This is a genomic window from Streptococcus pacificus (genome assembly GCF_016481305.1).
Taxonomy (GTDB): Bacteria; Bacillota; Bacilli; order Lactobacillales; family Streptococcaceae; genus Streptococcus; species Streptococcus pacificus.
On sequence record NZ_JAENBO010000001.1, the window covers coordinates 509,939 to 529,302 of the forward strand.

The 19,364-nt window shown below is 33.7% G+C and carries 19 protein-coding genes; 18 read left to right on the top strand and 1 reads right to left on the bottom strand.

Features of this window, described 5'->3' with window-relative positions:
- Nucleotides 1–109 precede the first annotated feature (109 nt).
- The 17 genes from JHK62_RS02330 to JHK62_RS02410 all read left to right on the top strand — a co-directional run bounded on the left by JHK62_RS02330 (nt 110) and on the right by JHK62_RS02410 (nt 17,355).
- Entirely contained in the window at nt 110–1,186 is a 1,077-nt protein-coding gene (locus tag JHK62_RS02330) for an aspartate-semialdehyde dehydrogenase (RefSeq protein ID WP_199575066.1), read from the top strand.
- Nucleotides 1,187–1,378: 192 nt separating this feature from the next.
- Nucleotides 1,379–1,717, top strand: coding sequence for an ATP cone domain-containing protein (locus tag JHK62_RS02335; RefSeq protein WP_199575067.1), 339 nt, complete (start codon nt 1,379–1,381; stop codon nt 1,715–1,717).
- A gap of 124 nt (nt 1,718–1,841) precedes the next feature.
- On the top strand, nt 1,842–2,480 hold the full coding sequence (locus tag JHK62_RS02340) for a hypothetical protein (RefSeq protein ID WP_199575068.1): 639 nt from the start codon (nt 1,842–1,844) through the stop codon (nt 2,478–2,480).
- A 56-nt stretch (nt 2,481–2,536) separates the two neighbouring features.
- Nucleotides 2,537–3,139: a hypothetical protein gene (locus JHK62_RS02345; protein WP_199575069.1), complete on the top strand. Its 603-nt coding sequence runs from the start codon at nt 2,537–2,539 to the stop codon at nt 3,137–3,139.
- 128 nt (nt 3,140–3,267) lie between these two features.
- Nucleotides 3,268–4,119, top strand: a complete 852-nt coding sequence (gene ylqF, locus JHK62_RS02350) for a ribosome biogenesis GTPase YlqF (RefSeq protein WP_199575070.1) — start codon at nt 3,268–3,270, stop codon at nt 4,117–4,119.
- Nucleotides 4,106–4,873 carry a ribonuclease HII gene (locus JHK62_RS02355; protein WP_199575071.1) on the top strand — a complete coding sequence of 256 codons (768 nt, stop codon included), beginning with the start codon at nt 4,106–4,108 and terminating at the stop codon, nt 4,871–4,873. The genes ylqF and JHK62_RS02355 overlap by 14 nt, the downstream gene beginning before the upstream one ends.
- Before the next feature lie 57 nt (nt 4,874–4,930).
- Entirely contained in the window at nt 4,931–5,773 is an 843-nt protein-coding gene (dprA, locus tag JHK62_RS02360) for a DNA-processing protein DprA (protein ID WP_199575072.1), read from the top strand.
- A 92-nt stretch (nt 5,774–5,865) separates the two neighbouring features.
- Entirely contained in the window at nt 5,866–7,980 is a 2,115-nt protein-coding gene (gene topA, locus JHK62_RS02365; RefSeq protein WP_199575073.1) for a type I DNA topoisomerase, read from the top strand.
- A gap of 136 nt (nt 7,981–8,116) precedes the next feature.
- Nucleotides 8,117–9,451, top strand: a complete 1,335-nt coding sequence (trmFO, locus tag JHK62_RS02370; RefSeq protein ID WP_199575074.1) for a methylenetetrahydrofolate--tRNA-(uracil(54)-C(5))-methyltransferase (FADH(2)-oxidizing) TrmFO — start codon at nt 8,117–8,119, stop codon at nt 9,449–9,451.
- Between the two features lie 114 nt (nt 9,452–9,565).
- Nucleotides 9,566–10,699, top strand: coding sequence for a lactate oxidase (locus JHK62_RS02375; protein WP_199575075.1), 1,134 nt, complete (start codon nt 9,566–9,568; stop codon nt 10,697–10,699).
- A 237-nt stretch (nt 10,700–10,936) separates the two neighbouring features.
- The gene (locus tag JHK62_RS02380; RefSeq protein WP_199575076.1) at nt 10,937–11,689 is read left to right on the top strand and encodes an ABC transporter ATP-binding protein; all 753 of its coding nucleotides are present in this window, start codon (nt 10,937–10,939) and stop codon (nt 11,687–11,689) included.
- 1 nt (nt 11,690) lies between these two features.
- Nucleotides 11,691–13,658: an FtsX-like permease family protein gene (locus JHK62_RS02385; RefSeq protein WP_199575077.1), complete on the top strand. Its 1,968-nt coding sequence runs from the start codon at nt 11,691–11,693 to the stop codon at nt 13,656–13,658.
- Between the two features lie 61 nt (nt 13,659–13,719).
- Nucleotides 13,720–14,511 (top strand): AraC family transcriptional regulator, encoded by a 792-nt coding sequence (locus JHK62_RS02390; RefSeq protein ID WP_199575078.1) that lies wholly within the window; start codon nt 13,720–13,722, stop codon nt 14,509–14,511.
- An 82-nt stretch (nt 14,512–14,593) separates the two neighbouring features.
- Nucleotides 14,594–15,010: a VOC family protein gene (locus JHK62_RS02395; protein WP_199575079.1), complete on the top strand. Its 417-nt coding sequence runs from the start codon at nt 14,594–14,596 to the stop codon at nt 15,008–15,010.
- A 48-nt stretch (nt 15,011–15,058) separates the two neighbouring features.
- Nucleotides 15,059–15,724: a response regulator transcription factor gene (locus tag JHK62_RS02400; RefSeq protein WP_199575080.1), complete on the top strand. Its 666-nt coding sequence runs from the start codon at nt 15,059–15,061 to the stop codon at nt 15,722–15,724.
- Entirely contained in the window at nt 15,721–16,656 is a 936-nt protein-coding gene (locus JHK62_RS02405; RefSeq protein WP_199575081.1) for a sensor histidine kinase, read from the top strand. Before JHK62_RS02400 ends, JHK62_RS02405 begins: the two co-directional genes overlap by 4 nt.
- A gap of 54 nt (nt 16,657–16,710) precedes the next feature.
- Nucleotides 16,711–17,355 carry a DUF4767 domain-containing protein gene (locus JHK62_RS02410; protein ID WP_199575082.1) on the top strand — a complete coding sequence of 215 codons (645 nt, stop codon included), beginning with the start codon at nt 16,711–16,713 and terminating at the stop codon, nt 17,353–17,355.
- A gap of 108 nt (nt 17,356–17,463) precedes the next feature.
- Here the strand turns inward: JHK62_RS02410 and xerS are convergent, their stop codons facing one another.
- Nucleotides 17,464–18,534, bottom strand: coding sequence for a tyrosine recombinase XerS (gene xerS, locus JHK62_RS02415; RefSeq protein ID WP_199575083.1), 1,071 nt, complete (start codon nt 18,532–18,534; stop codon nt 17,464–17,466).
- A 187-nt stretch (nt 18,535–18,721) separates the two neighbouring features.
- Between xerS and JHK62_RS02420 the strand changes: the two genes are divergently transcribed.
- The gene (locus JHK62_RS02420) at nt 18,722–19,342 is read left to right on the top strand and encodes a CadD family cadmium resistance transporter (RefSeq protein WP_199575084.1); all 621 of its coding nucleotides are present in this window, start codon (nt 18,722–18,724) and stop codon (nt 19,340–19,342) included.
- Nucleotides 19,343–19,364: the final 22 nt, after the last annotated feature.

Genomic DNA, 19,364 nt, shown 5'->3' on the forward strand with positions numbered 1-19,364 from the left:
ATCCCTTTCCTTTTGGAGAGGGATTTTTTATTAAAAAAACTATTCAAATCTTTAAAAAAATAGTATGATAGAACAATAACATTAAAAAATGAAAAAAATGAGGAATAATATGTCATATAATGTCGCTATTGTTGGGGCTACAGGTGCAGTAGGTCAACAAATGATTAAAATGCTGGAAAAATCAAGTTTGCCAGTCAAAACTTTGAAATTATTAGCTTCAAAACGTTCGGTTGGTAAAACATTTTTATTTAAAGACCAAACTATTGCTGTTGAAGAAACGACTGAGAACTCTTTTGATGGCGTTGATATTGCTCTTTTTTCTGCCGGTGGAAAAACATCAGAAAAGTTTGCGCCTTATGCCGTAAAAGCTGGAGCTGTTGTGATTGACAATACGTCACACTACCGTCAAAATCCTAATGTTCCTTTGATTGTTCCTGAAGTCAATGCGCACGCGCTTAAAAATCACAAAGGAATCATTGCTTGTCCTAACTGTTCAACCATCCAAATGATGATGGCTTTAGAACCTATTAGGCAAGAATGGGGGCTTGAACGCATCATTGTTTCAACCTATCAAGCCGTCTCTGGTGCCGGAGCAAAAGCCATTGAAGAGACTCAAAAACAATTAAAACAAGTTCTTAATGAGGAAACACCTGTTAAAGAAGTAGGAGCGACTATTTTACCTTCTGGAGGGGATAAAAAGCATTACCCTATCGCTTTTAACGCCTTGCCACAGATTGATCTTTTCACTGATAATGATTATACCTATGAAGAGATGAAAATGACGAAAGAAACCAAGAAAATTATGGAAGATGAAACTATTAAAGTGTCAGCGACTTGTGTTCGTATTCCAGTTCTCACAGCTCATTCTGAATCAGTTTATATTGAAACAAAAGAAATAGCAGACATTAATGCCGTTAAACAGGCCATTTCTGACTTCCCAGGAACTATTCTTGAAGATGACCCTTCAGAACAAATTTACCCTCAAGCAATTAATGCTGTTGGTAAAACAGAAACATTTGTAGGTCGTATCCGAAAAGATTTAGATGTTGATAATGGTATTCACATGTGGGTTGTTTCTGACAATCTTTTAAAAGGGGCCGCTTGGAATTCTGTTCAGATTGCAGAAAGTTTACACCAACAAGGCCTTGTTCATGCAACAAAAGAACTTTTGTTTGAATTAATTTAGTGAAAGATGGCTGTGCCATCTTTTTTGATCTAATAAAAAATGGCATTATTTTTAAAATTATGATAATCATTTCTAATTAATCTTAAAAGTAGACTTATTTATTAGATACCAAGCAATATAACTTGACAAATCAGTCTAAGACCTAGATAATATTAGTAACAAACATACTTCATCAATAGAAAAGAGGTTTCTATGCAAATTATCAAACGTAATGGCCAACTAACAGAATTTAACCCTGATAAGATTTATCAAGCCATCCTAAAAGCGGCTCAAACAGTTTATGCTCTAGATGAAGAACTGCGGCAAAAACTTGCTCAAGTGACGAAAAAGGTTGCCATAGATTTAGAAGAAGCTCAAGTGGAACGCCCAACCATCAATATGATACAATCCTTAGTTGAAAATCGCTTAATTGAAGCAGGATTTATTAAGATTGCTGAACGTTATATAGCCTATCGTTTGCAACGAGACCTCGAAAGAAACGGTTATGAAAATCATATTAATGTTCACTTAAGATTTGAACAAATTTTATAAGAATGAAAAACCTTGCCAGACAAGGTTTTTTACGTTACAATGGAAATAGGAATAAAACAAGAATATTCATAAAAATGTTCTTTTGGTAATTTATTCAAATACTTTAAGTGATAGAAAGGTTAAGATGAAAAAACTTTTTTTAACTAGCATTGTAGCTGTTTCACTTTTTGCGTTTGTTGGTTGTTCAAATAATACTAATTCATCTCAATCAAATGTTCCTGAAAAAACAACCACAACAAAGAAAGAACAATTAGAGAAAAAGGAAACAACTGAAGAAGTCAACGAGAATTCAGAAAATCTCCAAAAACAGAATCTTGATTCAACAAAAAGAGTTGGCGATGACAGAGTTGGCTACTACGATATCCCTGAGGATTTTATTAGCTTTACCGATATTGGTCGTCCTGATAGCACTGATGTTCAGTATTCTGATAGTACAGGGGAAAATATCATTTCTTTTAATGTTGTTAATCCATCAGATTTGCCTGAAGGCGATGAAGAAAGAGATAATCTAAAAATAGTTGCCATTTATATGGCAAGTCTGCTTCAAGATACTGAGAATTTTGAAGATTTTAAAATTAATCATTTTGGTAATTTTGGTAACGAGCTTTATCAGATTGTTGCATTTTATTCAACTGGTCTTAGATATTCTGGACAAGTTTTTGAAGATAATGGCATGATTTATATATTTACTGTTGAAGGAAGCGAGGAATTTGTTAATAAACACTGGTCTCCTATTTTAAAAAGTTTTAGTCCCACAAAATAAATAACTTTTTGGTAATTGTAGCTACAATTATTTCTCAAACAAAGAAAGGAATACTTATGAAAAAATTTCTAACGGTTAGTCTTGTTGCAATTGGTTTATTTGGATTGTTCGGTTGCTCCAATAATAATGAATCTGGTAAATCGGATGCTATTAATGAGATTTTGTCAAAAAAAGAAGACGAAATGTCTGAAAAAATCTCAAATAAAGAACTCAAACTCACACAACAAGTTGGTGACGATAGAGTTGGATACTATAATATTCCAGAAGATTTTATTAGTTTCACAGATATAGATTTCCCAGATTCAGATGATGTCCAATATTCTGATGTCACTGGTCAATCAATTCTTACCTTAAACATCATTGACAAATCAAGTCTTTCAAAAGAAGATCAAGAGGCGCTGACAGCTGAAGTTGCAGCTGATAATATAGCTAGTCATCTACAACAAAACGAAAATATGAAAAATCTTGAATTACTTTATTTTGATGATTTTCAAGATAAAGTCTATCAAGATCTTGCAACTTATAAAACTGGAGAAGTCCTGTCAGTTAATCTTTTTGAGCATGAAGGGAAAATTTACTATTTTGCAATTGAAGGAACCGAAGAATTCGTCAATAACTATTGGGCACCTATTTTAGATAGTTTTAGCACAACAAAATAAGTCATTAAAAATCATTAGAGTGTTCTAATGATTTTTTTGTGTCCTAAAAAAGTAAACATTATCTTCTTAAAAATTATGTTAAAATAGAAGATAAACAGATACGTATGAAAGTGAAAGGAAAAAAACTTATGGCAACGATTCAATGGTTCCCAGGTCATATGTCAAAAGCTAGGAGACAGGTTCAAGAAAATATCAAGTTTGTCGATTTTGTGACAATTTTGGTTGATGCAAGACTACCTTTATCTAGCCAAAATCCCATGTTATCAAAAATTATTGGCGATAAGCCAAAATTATTAATTTTAAATAAAACTGATTTAGCTGATCCTGTCATAACTAAAGAATGGCGACATTATTTTGAAAAACAAGGAATCACAACCTTAGCTATTAATTCTAAAGAACAGAAAACTGTTAAAAAAGTGACTGAGGCTGCTAAAAAATTAATGGCAGATAAAATCAACCGTTTAAAAGAACGAGGCATTCAAAAAGAAACCTTAAGAACTATGATTGTTGGAATTCCCAATGCTGGAAAATCAACTCTAATGAATCGTTTAGCTGGAAAAAAAATAGCAGTAGTGGGCAATAAACCTGGTGTCACAAAAGGACAACAATGGTTAAAATCAAATAAAGACTTGGAAATTCTAGACACACCAGGTATTTTATGGCCTAAATTTGAAGATGATTTAATCGGTCTAAAATTAGCATTGACAGGAGCTATCAAAGATACCTTGCTACCCATGGATGAGGTCACCATTTTTGGACTTAATTATTTTAAAACATACTATCCTGAGCGTTTAAAAGAACGTTTTAAGGGTATTGTCATAGAAGATGAAGCACCAGAAATCATTATGACAATGACAAAGCAGCTTGGCTATCGTGACGACTATGATAGATTTTATCAGTTATTTGTTAAAGAGGTTAGAGATGGGCGCTTAGGAACATATACCTTAGATAGAATTGAGGATCTTAATGCTAACGATTAAGGAAATTAAATCACTTTTGGTAAACGTTAAGAGCATTGATGATCCCATTTTTCATCAGTTTTTGGAAGATAAACGTATTGGTGTCCAAAATCTTCTCAACAAAAAGAAAAAAGAGATTGATAATCAAAAGAATGAGTTAAAGCGTCTTGAACAAATGCTGACTTATGAAAAAGCACTCTATCAAAAAGGCATAAAACTAATTTGTGGGGTAGATGAAGTAGGACGTGGCCCCTTAGCTGGCCCAGTAGTCGCAGCAGCGGTTATTTTACCTGAAAACACTTTGATAGCAGGATTAAATGATAGTAAAAAAATTCCTAAAAAGAAACACCATACTATTTATCAGAAAGTAATGGAAAGTGCTTTAGCGGTTGGTATTGGGATTGTTGATAACGACGTTATTGATGACATCAATATTTATCAAGCGAGTAAATTAGCCATGCTTGAAGCGATATCAAAATTAACTACAATACCCCAGTTTCTTTTAATTGATGCCATGACACTTGACAGTGATATCCCACAAGAAGCGATTATTAAAGGAGATGCCAAAAGTTTATCAATTGCGGCTGCCTCTATCGTTGCTAAAGTGACAAGAGATCAATTGATGGATGATTACCATCAAAAATATCCAGCATATGACTTTAATAAAAATGCTGGTTATGGCACCAAAACACATCTAGAAGCTTTAAAAAGAAACGGTATAACGGCTATTCACCGAAAAAGTTTTGAACCAATTAAATCTATGTTAACTAAATAATAAGCCAACCAGTCTTTTTGACTGGTTTTTTCGAATAGTCAGATAGAAGAGGTGATTATGAATAACTTTGAACTATTTAAATTAAAAAAAGCAGGCTTAAGCAATCAAAACTTATTGCATCTACTAGATTATCGCAAATCTCATCATGAGAAATTATCCTTAAAAAATATTGCTGTGGTTTCTGGTGTGAAATCACCTAACCAATTCATTCAAGCATACAAGACACTTGATCTCAAAGAGCTTAAAAAGACTTTTTATCAGTTCCCAACCTTATCTATTTTAGATGACTGTTACCCTCATGCGCTTAAAAATAGCCATAATCCTCCAGTATTATTATTTTATCAAGGTAATATTGAGTTACTATCTTTCCCCATGCTAGCAGTAGTAGGGGCAAGAATGGCTAGTCAAAAGGGGGTTAGAGTTGTTAGGAAATTGATTTCAGAACTTGGTAATCAGTTTGTCATTGTTAGTGGACTAGCAAAAGGCGTTGATACGGCAGCTCATTTAGCAGTTCTTAAAAATGGTGGAAAAACAATAGCAGTCATTGGTACTGGTTTGGATACCTTTTATCCTAAAGAAAATGAGCTATTACAAGAGTATCTTGCAAAAAATCACCTCATTCTTTCAGAGTATGAACCTAAAGCAAAACCCCTACGCTACCATTTTCCAGAGCGTAATCGTATAATTGCTAGCTTATCACAAGGTGTGATTGTGGTTGAAGCAAAATTAAGGTCAGGGAGTTTAATCACTTGTGAACGTGCGATGGAAGAAGGAAGAGATGTATTTGCTGTCCCTGGTAATATAATGGATGGCAAATCTGAAGGATGTCATCGACTGATAAAAGAGGGTGCAAAGTGCATCACATCAGGCTTAGATGTCATTTTAGAATATCAACATTAAAAGCTGTTTTCCTATAGAAAAACATTTTTTATTGACAGTAGCTAAAAAAAGGGGTATTATGCTAGTTGCTATTAAAAATAAGGAAGACTAGTATGCCTACAACTTTAAAAACAAAAAAGAAAACAACTAAGAAGAAAACAACAGCTAAAAAGAATCTGGTCATTGTAGAATCACCTGCCAAGGCAAAAACGATTGAAAAGTACCTTGGTCGTCAGTATAAGGTAGTAGCAAGTGTCGGACACATTCGTGATTTAAAAAAATCAAGCATGTCAATAGACTTTGAAAACAACTACGAGCCACAATACATTAACATTCGTGGTAAAGGTCCTTTAATTAATTCTCTAAAAAAAGAAGCAAAAAATGCCAAGAAAGTTTATCTAGCAAGTGACCCGGACCGTGAAGGAGAAGCCATTTCATGGCATTTAGCCCATATTCTCAACTTAGAAGAAGGCGATAAAAACCGTGTGGTCTTCAACGAAGTCACCAAAGAAGCCGTTAAAAATGCTTTCGTGGAGCCTAGAGAAATCGATATGGACTTAGTTGATGCCCAACAAGCCAGAAGAGTGCTTGACCGTATTGTTGGTTATTCTATTTCTCCAATCCTTTGGAAGAAAGTAAAAAAAGGATTATCGGCTGGTCGTGTTCAGTCTATTGCTTTGAAACTGATTATTGACCGAGAAAATGAGATAAAAGCATTTGTTCCTGAAGAATACTGGACTATTGAAGGTGTCTTTAAAAAAGGCGCTAAAAAATTCCAAGCTAATTTTTATGGGCTTGATGGCGATAAATTAAAACTTAAAGATAATGATACTGTCAAAGAGGTTTTAAAACGCCTTAAAGGAAATGACTTTGTAGTAGATAAGGTTGAGAAAAAAGAAAGAAGGAGAAATGCTCCTCTACCTTACACAACCTCATCACTTCAACAAGATGCTGCTAATAAGATCAATTTTAGAACGCGAAAAACAATGATGGTTGCTCAGCAACTTTATGAAGGACTTAGCTTAGGCCCCGCAGGTCATCAAGGATTGATTACTTATATGCGTACTGACTCTACACGTATCAGTCCGGTGGCACAAGCAGAAGCTGCTAAGTTAATTACGCAACGCTATGGTAGTCATTATTCCAAACACAGTCAAAAGATAAAAAACGCTAGTGGCGCACAAGATGCCCATGAAGCCATTCGTCCTTCAAATGTGATTCACACGCCTGAGAGCATCGCCAAATACTTAGACAAGGACCAATTAAAACTTTACACTCTTATTTGGAATCGTTTTGTTGCCAGTCAAATGAAGCCTGCCGTTTTTGATACAGTGAAAGTTAATCTTTCTCAAAATGGTGTGATGTTTACTGCTAATGGTAGCCAAGTTAAATTCGATGGATACTTAGCGGTTTATAATGATTCCGATAAAAGTAAGATGCTTCCAGAAATGGCTGAAAAAGATGTTGTTAAAAAGGTTTCAGTTAGCCCAGAACAGCATTTCACTCAACCACCTGCGAGATTTTCCGAAGCGACGCTGATTAAAACGCTCGAGGAAAATGGCGTTGGAAGACCATCTACTTATGCACCAACTTTAGAGACCATTCAAAAAAGATACTATGTAAAACTGTCAGCAAAACGATTTGAGCCGACGGAACTCGGTGAAATTGTTAATGGTCTTATTGTTGAATTCTTCCCTGATATAGTCGATGTAACCTTTACAGCAGAAATGGAAGAAAAACTTGATCAAATTGAGGTGGGTAAGGAACAATGGCAAAAAGTCATTGATAGTTTCTATAAACCATTTGAAAAAGAATTGGCAAAAGCTGAACAAGAAATTGAAAAAATTCAGATTAAAGATGAACCTGCTGGTTTCCTCTGTGATGTTTGTGGTCATGAAATGGTGATTAAACTTGGAAAATATGGCAAATTCTATGCTTGTAGTAACTTCCCAGATTGTCGTAATACAAAACCTTTCACAAAGGAAATTGGTGTGACTTGTCCGCTTTGTCATAAAGGACAAGTGATAGAAAGAAAAACAAAACGTAATCGTATTTTCTATGGTTGTAGTCGTTACCCAGAGTGCGAATTTACGTCATGGAATCTCCCAATTGGTAGAAATTGTCCTAAATCTGGTGATTATCTCGTTGAAAAGAAAATCAGAGGTGGAGGCAAACAAGTTGCATGTAGTAACGAAAATTGTGACTACGAAGAAGAAAAGATTAAATAACACAGTGAAGTTTACATAATAATATTTATGTAAACTTTATTTTTTTCTATCGTTAAAACGTGATTATTTTGTTATAATAACACTATTAAAATAGAAAGATTTGAACTAGGGATTCCTAGTAAGAGGTATTAGTGTCATGTCTCAATCTTATATTAATGTTATCGGTGCTGGTTTAGCTGGCAGTGAAGCTGCTTACCAAATCGCTAAAAGAGGTATTCCTGTAAAGCTTTATGAAATGAGAGGTGTTAAAGCAACCCCTCAACATAAAACTGATTTCTTTGCTGAACTAGTTTGTTCTAACTCTTTACGTGGAGATAGTTTAACCAATGCAGTTGGACTTTTAAAGGAAGAAATGCGCCGTTTAGATTCAGTGATTTTAAAAGCAGCAGAAGACTCAAGAGTTCCAGCTGGTGGTGCATTAGCAGTAGACAGAGAAGGTTTTTCAAAAAGTGTTACGGATCTGATTACCAATCACCCTCTTATTGAAGTCATTCGAGAAGAAATCACTAGCATTCCAGATGATGCGATTACTGTAATTGCAACAGGACCTTTGACCTCGGATGCTTTAGCTAGCGAGATTCATCGCCTAAATGGTGGAGATGGCTTTTATTTCTATGATGCTGCAGCACCTATTATTGATAAAAGTACCATTGATATGAACAAAGTTTACCTTAAATCACGTTATGATAAAGGTGAAGCTGCCTACCTCAATTGTCCAATGACTAAAGAAGAATTTATGGCTTTTCATGATGCTTTAACAACAGCAGAAGAAGCACCACTGAATTCCTTTGAAAAAGAAAAATATTTTGAAGGGTGTATGCCAATTGAAGTTATGGCAAAACGTGGCGTTAAAACCATGCTATACGGCCCAATGAAGCCAGTAGGTCTAGAGTACCCAGAAGACTATACAGGAAAGCGTGATGGCGAGTATAAGACCCCCTATGCTGTTGTTCAATTAAGACAAGACAATGCAGCTGGTAGTCTTTTTAACATTGTTGGTTTTCAAACCCATTTAAAATGGGGGGAACAAAAACGTGTTTTTTCAATGATTCCAGGACTAGAAAATGCTGAGTTTGTGAGATATGGGGTTATGCACCGTAATTCTTATATGGATTCTCCAAATCTTTTAGAAGAAACCTTTAGATCACTTTTAAAACCAAATGTTTTCTTTGCTGGTCAAATGACAGGTGTTGAAGGGTATGTTGAATCAGCAGCAAGTGGTTTGGTTGCTGGTATTAATGCCGCTAAATTATTCAAGAATGAAGAAGCGGTTATTTTCCCTCAAACGACGGCTATTGGCAGTTTACCATACTATGTTACACATGCCGAGAGTAAACACTTCCAACCAATGAATGTTAATTTTGGGATTATTAAAGAACTAGATGGTCCTAGAATTAGAGATAAAAAAGAACGTTATGAAAAAATAGCTGAGAGAGCTCTCACAGATTTAGAAGCTTTTCTTACAGTATAAAACAAGGTCAATTGACCTTGTTTTTTTGTGCAAACACATTATTTGACAAGTAAAAAACAGAGTATTATTATATAAAATCATTAAGAAAATTTTTTTATAGAAAGAGGCATAGTTATGACAATGACAAATGGTTATGAACAATCAGACCGAGAAGAAAAACTTGCTATTTTAAATTTACCAAGTTTGGAAGAAAAAGCAAAAGAAATTATTCCAACTGGTGGCTTTGGTTATATTACTGAGGGTTCCGAATATGAGTGGACTTTAAAAGAAAATACAAAGGCATTTGATCATGTTCAAATTATTCCTCGTGTACTTACTTCTGTTGAAAATCCTTCAACAGAGACTCAATTACTTGATATTAATCTGTCAATGCCAATTATTGCAGCACCAGTTGCAGCACAAGGATTAGCTCATGCAAGAGGGGAATTAGCAACTGCGCAAGGCATGGCTAAAGCAGGTACAATCATGAGCCAAAGTACTTATGGAAATGCTACAATTGAAGAAATTGCTAAAGAAGGTAATGGCGCTCCTCAATTCTTCCAACTTTATATGAGTAAAGATTGGGAAATCAACAAAACATGGTTAGACGAAGCAGTTAATTCAGGTGTTAAAGCTATTGTAATGACTGTAGATTCAATGCTTGGTGGCTACCGTGAGGCTGATATTATTAACAATTTCCAATTCCCGATTCCTATGGGCAATCTTGAAAAACTTTCAGCTGGAGATAGTAAAGGTAAAGGAATCGCAGAAATTTATGCTGCAGCAGCACAAGTTATTTTACCTTCAGATGTGAAAAAAGTTGCAGAATACACAGGTTTACCAGTCTTCGTGAAAGGAATTCAAAGCCCAGAAGATGCAGAAATTGCGATTGAAGCTGGAGCAGCAGGTATTTGGGTGTCTAACCATGGTGGACGCCAATTAAATGGTGGACCAGCTTCATTTGACGTCTTAAAAGCTATCTCAGACAAAGTTAATAAACGTGTTCCAATCGTTTTTGATAGTGGTGTGCGTCGTGGTTCTCATGTCTTTAAAGCCTTGGCAAATGGTGCTGATATTGTTGCCATCGGACGTCCGATCTTATATGGATTGGCACTTGGTGGTGCTCAAGGGGCTCAAAGTGTTGTTGAACACTTAAATCATGAATTAAAAATTGTCATGCAACTTGCAGGCACACAAACTGTGGAAGATATTAAAAAAGCAAAACTTATTCGTCAAAACCCAATCAATGATTCTTTATCAGAGAATTAAAAACATTAAATAAATAACTAGAAAAACTAGGCACATAATGCCTAGTTTTTTGGTTTCTTGAGAATTGGATTTTTGAGTAAGCTCCTTTTCTTACAAAATTGTAAGGTTAATTGTTAAAAATGTAAGTTCATTGTTTTATTTGTGTATTATAATAATAGTACAAATAAAAAACTTATGATATATTATTATTAACCATCAGTTGTAATATATCCTATCAAATCAATAAAGGAGTCGCTTATGTTTTTAGAAATTAATCATTTAGAAAAGGTTTATCGTACACGCTTTTCTAAGGAAGAAACCAAGGCATTACAAGATGTTGATTTTAAAGTAGAAGAAGGTGAATTTATCGCCATTATGGGTGAAAGTGGTTCTGGGAAAACAACACTTTTGAACATTCTTGCAACACTTGATAAACCAACAAAAGGTAGTGTTATTATGGATAATAAAGATATTACTACAATAAAACCTAATCAATTGGCAGATTTTCGCTTACAGCACTTAGGGTTTGTTTTCCAAGAGTTTCATCTTTTAGACACACTCACCGTTAAAGACAATATCTTTTTACCCTTGGTCTTGAGTCGTGTTCATCATAGTGAAATGGAAAAACGCCTTTCTGTTATTGCTCCAAAGTTAAAAATTAACGGTCTTTTAAATAAACGTCCTTTTGAAATTTCTGGGGGGCAAAAACAAAGAGTTGCTATTGCGAGAAGTTTAATCACACAACCCAGACTAATCTTAGCTGATGAACCAACTGCAGCTCTAGATTATAAGAATTCTGAAGATCTACTAAATCTTTTTGAAGCCATCAATAATGATGGTCAAACGATTTTAATGGTTACTCATTCAGCCAATGCAGCTAGCCATGCCAAACGTGTCTTGTTTATCAAAGATGGTCGTATTTTTCATCAAATGTATCGTGCTAACAAACCGACTTCAGAATTTGCTAAGGAAATTTCACTCTCTATGGCTGCCTTATTAGGAGGTGAGTAGAATGTTTTATCTCAAATTAGCGGTTCAAAATATTAGAAAATCATTAAACAATTTTCTGCCTTTTATTCTTGCAAGTTTAGTCTTGTACATTTTAGTTTGTTCGAATTTTCTAATCATGTTGAGTCCAATGTCTGATACAATGAGATATGGCACAATGACTTTGTCGCTAGCGGCTATTGTTTTAACCATCTTTTCGGTCATTATGTCCGTTTATAGTTTTAACTTTTTGATGAAGCAACGTAGTCGAGAATTTGGTTTATATCATATACTAGGAATGAAAAAATCACAAATCAGCTTAATTGCTAGCATAGAATTAATCATTATTTATATCAGCTTGATTCTTTTGGGTAGTCTGTTAAGCATCGTTTTTGCTAATTTTCTCCACTTAGTCTTCATTAATTTAATCCACGTTGAATTAACCACTTTTAAAATAACTGTTTTACCATTTATTTTTACTAATCTTATCTTCTTAGGCATCTTTTTAATCCTTGAAGTGTTCAATTTATGGTTTATTAAGAAAACCTCACCGCTTGCTTTATTTACAAGTAGAGAAAAAGGAGAAAAAGAGCCAAAAGGAAATATTGTTTTGGCAATGTTAAGTATTGTTCTTTTAGGCATTGGCTATTATTTATCCCTAAGTTCATCAAAAATTGCCGCAATAGCTGTACTTCAGCGTTTCTTCATTGCTGTAATTTTGGTTATTATTGGCACTTATCTTTTCTATATCAGTTTCACGACTTGGTATCTTAAGAAAAAAAGAAATCAGAAAAGTTATTTTTACAAGCCTGAACATTTCATCACTGTGTCACAAATGATTTTCAGAATGAAACAAAATGCTATCGGATTAGCTAACATTACATTACTAGCTATTATGGCTTTTGTCACTATTGCAACAACTTTTTCTTTATACAGTGCAACACAAAAATTAACTGATGAAAGTTTTCCTAAAAATACAAGCTTGACGTTTTTTGGAGAAACAAAAGATGAAGCACGTTCATTATTCGAAGAATTAGTTGTCAAAAAACTAGACAGAGAAATAGAAGGGCCTAAGTTTTTCTCTAGTTTAATGGGATTCAACGTCTCTACTGGCAAAAACTTAACAATCAATGAGGAAGCTATTAAAAATCCTGACGCTTCAAGCTTAGCTTTTATTTATCTTGTAACACAAGATGATTTTCGTAGTTTAGGCAATGATTTACCCCAACTAAAAGATGATGAAACAGCCTTTTTCGTCCAAAAAGGGAACAGTCAATTTGAAACAATTACTTTTTTTGACTATCACTTTAAAAATATTAAAAACTTTAAGACTGTTAACTTTCCTCCAACTGTAAATACTTATAATTCAGGCATTCTAGTGGTAAGTAACGATGATATTTTTAATGATATTTCATCAAGATATCAAGAAGTATCAAATAAAGGTATTAATAATCCTTCTAATTACACGGTATATACAGATTTATCTGAACAAGAGGTAAAGATTGTAAAGGATATTAATGATGGCGATTATGTATATGATCTCAAAAATAATCTTACTATGGTTTTAAGTACTAAGAAAGATTCTCTCGAGGAAGCTTATATTACAACAGGTGGATTTCTCTTTACTGGCTTTTTACTCGGCTTTAGTTTCTTACTAGGTGCAGCACTTATCATTTATTACAAGCAATACACAGAAGGAAATGAAGATAAAAAATCCTATCAAATTTTACAAGAAGTGGGAATGAGTCAAAAAGCTGTTAAAAAAACAATTAACTCTCAAACCATCTTTGTCTTCTTTATGCCACTTATTATGGCAATCGTTCACTTTGTTGTCGCCCTAGTGATGTTAAAACAAATGCTAAACCTGTTTGGTGTGACTAGCGATCATTTGATCAACGGGGTCTCTTTTATTACCATATCAATCATTGTTATCATCTACTTCCTTATTTATAAGTTAACAAGTCGTACCTATTATAAAATTATTAAAAGATAGAAAAAGTAGCGTGTATGCGCTACTTTTTTGGTAAAATAAGATAAGTAGTTCTAGAAAGGAAGTGGTTATCATCCATTCCCTAAACATACAAATCAATGAAATCATTACTTATATAAAAGAACATTACAATACCATCAACTCTATTGATGAATTATCAAATCACTTCGGTTACAGTTGTTTTTACTTTTCACGTGTCTTCAAAAAAGAAACTGGTTTCTCGATAAAACAATTTATTTCTTCCTTAAAAATGGAAGCAAGCATTAATAACCTTGTTATAAAAAATAATAGTGTCTTAGCTTCACATTTGAAGGCAGGTTTTCTCAGTGCCACAACTTTTTCAAAAAATTTTGAAAAGCAAACAGGCGTGACACCCAAACAGTATCAAAAAAGTTTAAAACGTTTATATTCTTTTATGAAAGATTACGAGCAAATAGAAAAAATAAGTCATAGTCACTACGAAAACCCAGTAAAACAAGAGATAAACAGTAAGTGTGTTGTGACACTCGACTACCCTAGTTCTTACGAAAAGGGGGTAAGTTTTATTGGCCTTTTTAAACACCCTATTCCAAATCATCGACCAATTGTCGGGAAAGCAGTTGTAGGAAGTAAAATCTGTATTTTAGATAATATTCCTCCTGGAAACTATTATCTACTGGCTTGTTCTATCGAAAAAAACGGACGACTGTCTGACTATTTTGTTTTAAACAAGGCATTACGTTGTAAAATTGATAATGGGATTACATTTCCCAAACAACATATGGCTATTTTTAATCTTACTTTTAGAAAAGCTCTTCCAGAAGATCCTCCCATCAACATTAATCTTCCTAAATTGCTATTTGATGACTTAAAATAGCAAAATAGAAGAAGTTTTAGCCTCCATTATTTTGTAAACTAGTAAGTGTCATAAACTAGTCATTCAATAATAGGAGGTTATTATGAAACTAAATGTACAATTAAAATTTTCTGGTAATGCAGAAGAAGCATTCCTTTTTTACAAAGATATTTTTAAAACAGATTTATCACCAATTTATCGCTATAAAGACATGGCAGCAATGGGAATGGATAATATTCCTCAAAACATTGGAAATTATGTTGCAAACATCATGCTTTCAATTGGAGAAAGTAAAATAATAGGATATGATGCTATGGAACAAGATTTTAAAAGAAGTGTTAATCAAGATACTCTCATTCATATTACTCCTGATTCCAAAGAAGAAGCTAAAAGAATTTTTGATGCTCTTTCTGATAATGGAAAAGTAATCAATCCTATCAATCAAACGCCTTTTGGTTATTATGGTTCTTTGATCGACAAATATGGAGTCGGTTGGGAAGTATTGATAGAAATTGTATAGAAACAAAAAAGTAGCGTCTAATCGCTACTTTTTTGGTAAAATAGAGATATGAATAAGAAACATAAACTCTATATTGTTGAAGATGATGAAACTATAGTTGAATTGCTTTCTCATCATTTAAGCAAGACTTATCAAGTTTTTTCCTGTCAAAATTTTAGAGCTATTTTGCAAGAAGTAAAAGAATATCAGCCTGATTTGATTTTGATGGATATTTCGTTGCCTTATTTTAATGGCTTTTACTGGACAACTGAGATAAGAAAGACCCTAACAACACCAATTATCTTTATTTCCAGTGCCGATGATGATATGAGTGCTGTCATGGCCATGAACATGGGAGCAGATGACTTTATTTCAAAGCCATTTTCTTTAAGTATTCTAGAGGCTAAACTAACCGCACTTTTAAGACGTGCTTTTCAATTTAGTCAACAAGATTTCAGTTATAATGATTTTCATCTCACAACAGATGGTGACTTTTACAAAGATAGTCAACATGTGCAACTCTCAAGAACAGAAACAAAAATCATGATGACACTACTTAAGACTCCTAAAGAAGTCGTGACAAAAGAAGTTCTTTTAGAAAAACTTTGGGAAAATGAGGAGTTTATCGATCACAATACACTAAGTGTTAACATGACGAGAATGCGTAAAAAAGCAGCACAAATCGGTTTTGACCATATCCACACAGTAAGAGGAGTAGGGTATTTAATCCAATGATAAAAGATTTTCTTAAAGAATATTTTGCGTGGTACGCTCTTTATTTTCTACTAGTTATCACTTTTTTAATCACTTTTTTCCTTTATCATTTGCCGTTTAGCTACTTTATAACATCGCTACTATTTACCGGCACAATTACTATTCTTGTGAGTATTTGGCAATTTTACCTCTACTATCAAAAGCGGCAAGAACTAGCAGCAAACCTCCTCTTGGGAAAAGATAGTCTGCTTAATAGTCCTTTAGAAAAGGCTTTTTTGGCACATTATCATAATCTAGAAAAAGAACAATTGCAGGAATTATCGTACTACCTAGAGCGTGAAAAGAATCTTCAAAATCTTGTTAAAATGTGGTCACATCAAATGAAGGTTCCTCTATCGGCTATCTCTCTAATGACTCAGACTAACCAACTCAATCCCCAAGATATTGATAGACAACTGTTGAGCCTTGATAATTATGTTGATACCCTTATTACCTATTTAAAGTTTCACCATCATAAAACCGATTTTAGGTTTGAGAGAATTCATTTAAAAGAAGTAGTGGTTGAGATTGTTAAAAAATACCGTCTTTTATTCTTGCATAAAGGTATTGACATTGAGATTAGTGGTGATTGGGTGCTTAAAAGTGATCACAAATGGTTAAGTTTTGCTATTACTCAGTTAATTGACAATGCGCTTAAATACACTAAAAAAGGAGGTAAAATCACTATTAGGATGGCAAATTCCCTTGTTGTTGAAGATACCGGTATTGGTATTTTAAAAGAGGATATCCCAAGACTCTTTGAAGAAGGCTTTACCGGTTACAATGGCAGAGAATATCAAAAAGCAACTGGGTTGGGGCTTTATATGACTAAAAGAATCCTTGATGATTTGGGGCTTACTATTTCAATAACTAGCGACCTTGATCAAGGAACGACTGTTGTTATCAAAAATTAAGTTAGAGACTGATGTTTTACATAAATTTATTTATGTAAATAGTTAGGAGGCAATATGAAGAAAAATAAAAGAGGACTTATTTTATTTGGCGTCGTCGTGCTGTTTGCATTGTTCGTTTGGTTTGTTTGGGGACAATCACTTTCAAAAGATAAGCCAACGACTTCATCAGATAATAAAGTAGAAGTAACCAAAAAAGATAGCGAATCTACCAATAAAAAAGAAGAAAAGACGACAACAACTGAAACTAAAGAACAAAAAGAAAACAACGAGAAGCACCTATGGACAGTCGAAAAAGCACAAGCATTACAAACCTTTATCAGTGAGTGGCAGGTAGAAATGAACCAGTTTTATACCAGCTATACGCCTGATCATCCTTTAAATTATTATGGCTATTTAACGCCAACAACAAGTCCTGATGAGAGTGATACCATGACACCTGCTTTAAATGACTCTCCTATAAAAGTAGAATGGTCTGATACTGGTGATAATCCTGATGTTTATAATCTAGTTGCTGTTTACAGTGATTATGAAGCCAATACCCTTGATGTAAAGCATTTATACTATTTTGTCATTAAAGATGGTCAAGCAATGGTCTTACATACAAGTCAAAATCAAGGCAACGAGAATAATTGGCTATACTTTACGGAAACAGAAAACCTTGACTTGAAAAATGGTTTTAAGACAATTGTTGGTCAATAATTTAATTTTTTAATCTGATTCGCTTAGTTATTAAAGAAAAAAGCCTATTTATTAATTGCAAAACTAATAAATAGGCTTTTACTATTAACTTTTGATTTGATGCGCTTTTTATAACTTGTCTAATGCATTTTTTTGCTCATCATTAACAATATGAGTGTAGAGGTCAGTGACTTGAGTATTGGCATGGCCTAATTGGTGACTCACAAGAACTTGCGATTTTGTAGCGTCGTAGAGTCTTGTTGCCAAGGTATGTCTCAGTTTATGGGGAGTGACTCTTATTTTAAAATCTTCAGAGTACTTGGCAACCATTTTTTCAATACTTGATGCATCAATGCGATTGGGTACCCCTCGATAGAGACTCAAGAAGAAGGCTGTATCATTTTTTTCTGCTTGGTAACGTTGTTTTCGAATGCTGAGATAAGTTTCTAGGTATGGTTTAGCAAAATTCGCAACATTAACAGAGTCACGTTTGCCTCCTTTTCTTGTGACTTCAATAATCATCATCTTAAGATTAACATCTTTTAGATCAAGATTAACAGCTTCTGATAGACGAACACCTGAGGCAAGAAGTAGTGCCAAAATTGCCAAATCTCTTTCTTTATTTTTATTGAAAGAAGAAAGTGCACGATTAGAAAGCTGATTGGGGTACTCTTTTTCAACATAATCAAGAAAACCCATAGTTTCATCACCTAGAAATAGTTTTCCTTTAATGTTTTCAGCTCTAGCTGCCAGTGTCTCTTTTTTCTTTTTAGTTGAGACTTTTTTCATCACATTACGGTAAAAATAAGGCTCTCCTTGCTCATTTTCGACTTCCTCTGTCAAATACTTGTATAAACTAGACAAAGCAGAGAGCGTTCGATTGATGGTAGTCTGAGAGACACCATTTTGCGTTGTATTAGCATTAAGAAGAGGTCTTTCTCTGAGATAGCGGATAAAAGCCTCCATATCTTTCTTTGTTAGTGTTTCAAGTGTTTTTAGAGGAATATCAGCTATTTTAGAAGCCTTTGAGATATCAGTGTCAAGTAACCATTCAAAAAATCTACGATATTCCTTAAGGTATTCATAAAGTGTTGTAAAACTATATGGCACAGATAATTTTGATTGGTAATAATCTAAAACATACCAGGGCATGATTTTTTTTAGGGAATCAATTTTTTCAAGTAGTAGTTCACGTCTCATAAAGTCGGTTTCTTTCTAAGTTTTCTTTAGTCATAGTATAACACAATACCATATATGTTTCAAGAAAATTATAGTTTTTCGGAAAGATGATATAGGAGCAACTATCTCTATAAACAGATTATTATGATTATATAATGAATTAAGCTATAATAAAACAACAATTCAATTTAGAACTGAAGGTTTTCTTATGCTTCAAACGATAATTGCCAGTGCGATTCTTTATTGTGCAACAGCAACTGATTTAATCATTATTCTTTTAATTTTCTTTGGACGTGCAAAAACAAAAAAACAATACCGTGATATTTATTTAGGACAATACCTAGGATCATTTATTTTAATCATTGTCAGTCTCATTTTTGCTTATATTTTAGGATTTGTTCCTCAAAAATGGTTACTCGGGTTTCTAGGAGTTATTCCCATTTACTTCGGTGTTAAAACACTTGTTTCAAACGACTGTGCTGGTGAAGATAATGCCAAACAGCAATTAAAGGAAAAAGGTCTTAGTAAACTATTAAGTGTCGTTGCTTTAGTTGTTTTAGGTAGCTGTGGTGCTGATAATATTGGTTTATTTGTTCCTTATTTTGTCTCATTAAATTTTCAAGCACTGATTATTACTCTTTTAGTTTTTGTCTGTTTAATGTTTTTTCTCGCATTTATTGCACACAAACTGTCTGACATACCTGGTGTCGGAGAATTAATCGAAAAATATGGTGTTTGGATAATGGGTGTTGTCTATATAAGTTTAGGCGTTTTTATTATTTTTGAAAGTCAAACTATACAAACACTTTTTAATGCTATTATAGGTTAGCTTTAAAACACAAAATACCAGA

Excerpts from the sequence above, each read along its gene's own strand:
- JHK62_RS02330 (WP_199575066.1), top strand. The coding sequence starts at position 110 with ATGTCATATAATGTCGCTATTGTTGGGGCTACAGGTGCAGTAGGTCAA.
- JHK62_RS02335 (WP_199575067.1), top strand. The coding sequence starts at position 1,379 with ATGCAAATTATCAAACGTAATGGCCAACTAACAGAATTTAACCCTGAT.
- JHK62_RS02340 (WP_199575068.1), top strand. The coding sequence starts at position 1,842 with ATGAAAAAACTTTTTTTAACTAGCATTGTAGCTGTTTCACTTTTTGCG.
- JHK62_RS02345 (WP_199575069.1), top strand. The coding sequence starts at position 2,537 with ATGAAAAAATTTCTAACGGTTAGTCTTGTTGCAATTGGTTTATTTGGA.
- ylqF (WP_199575070.1), top strand. The coding sequence starts at position 3,268 with ATGGCAACGATTCAATGGTTCCCAGGTCATATGTCAAAAGCTAGGAGA.
- JHK62_RS02355 (WP_199575071.1), top strand. The coding sequence starts at position 4,106 with ATGCTAACGATTAAGGAAATTAAATCACTTTTGGTAAACGTTAAGAGC.
- dprA (WP_199575072.1), top strand. The coding sequence starts at position 4,931 with ATGAATAACTTTGAACTATTTAAATTAAAAAAAGCAGGCTTAAGCAAT.
- topA (WP_199575073.1), top strand. The coding sequence starts at position 5,866 with ATGCCTACAACTTTAAAAACAAAAAAGAAAACAACTAAGAAGAAAACA.
- trmFO (WP_199575074.1), top strand. The coding sequence starts at position 8,117 with ATGTCTCAATCTTATATTAATGTTATCGGTGCTGGTTTAGCTGGCAGT.
- JHK62_RS02375 (WP_199575075.1), top strand. The coding sequence starts at position 9,566 with ATGACAATGACAAATGGTTATGAACAATCAGACCGAGAAGAAAAACTT.
- JHK62_RS02380 (WP_199575076.1), top strand. The coding sequence starts at position 10,937 with ATGTTTTTAGAAATTAATCATTTAGAAAAGGTTTATCGTACACGCTTT.
- JHK62_RS02385 (WP_199575077.1), top strand. The coding sequence starts at position 11,691 with ATGTTTTATCTCAAATTAGCGGTTCAAAATATTAGAAAATCATTAAAC.
- JHK62_RS02395 (WP_199575079.1), top strand. The coding sequence starts at position 14,594 with ATGAAACTAAATGTACAATTAAAATTTTCTGGTAATGCAGAAGAAGCA.
- JHK62_RS02400 (WP_199575080.1), top strand. The coding sequence starts at position 15,059 with ATGAATAAGAAACATAAACTCTATATTGTTGAAGATGATGAAACTATA.
- JHK62_RS02405 (WP_199575081.1), top strand. The coding sequence starts at position 15,721 with ATGATAAAAGATTTTCTTAAAGAATATTTTGCGTGGTACGCTCTTTAT.
- JHK62_RS02410 (WP_199575082.1), top strand. The coding sequence starts at position 16,711 with ATGAAGAAAAATAAAAGAGGACTTATTTTATTTGGCGTCGTCGTGCTG.
- xerS (WP_199575083.1), bottom strand. The coding sequence starts at position 18,534 with ATGAGACGTGAACTACTACTTGAAAAAATTGATTCCCTAAAAAAAATC.
- JHK62_RS02420 (WP_199575084.1), top strand. The coding sequence starts at position 18,722 with ATGCTTCAAACGATAATTGCCAGTGCGATTCTTTATTGTGCAACAGCA.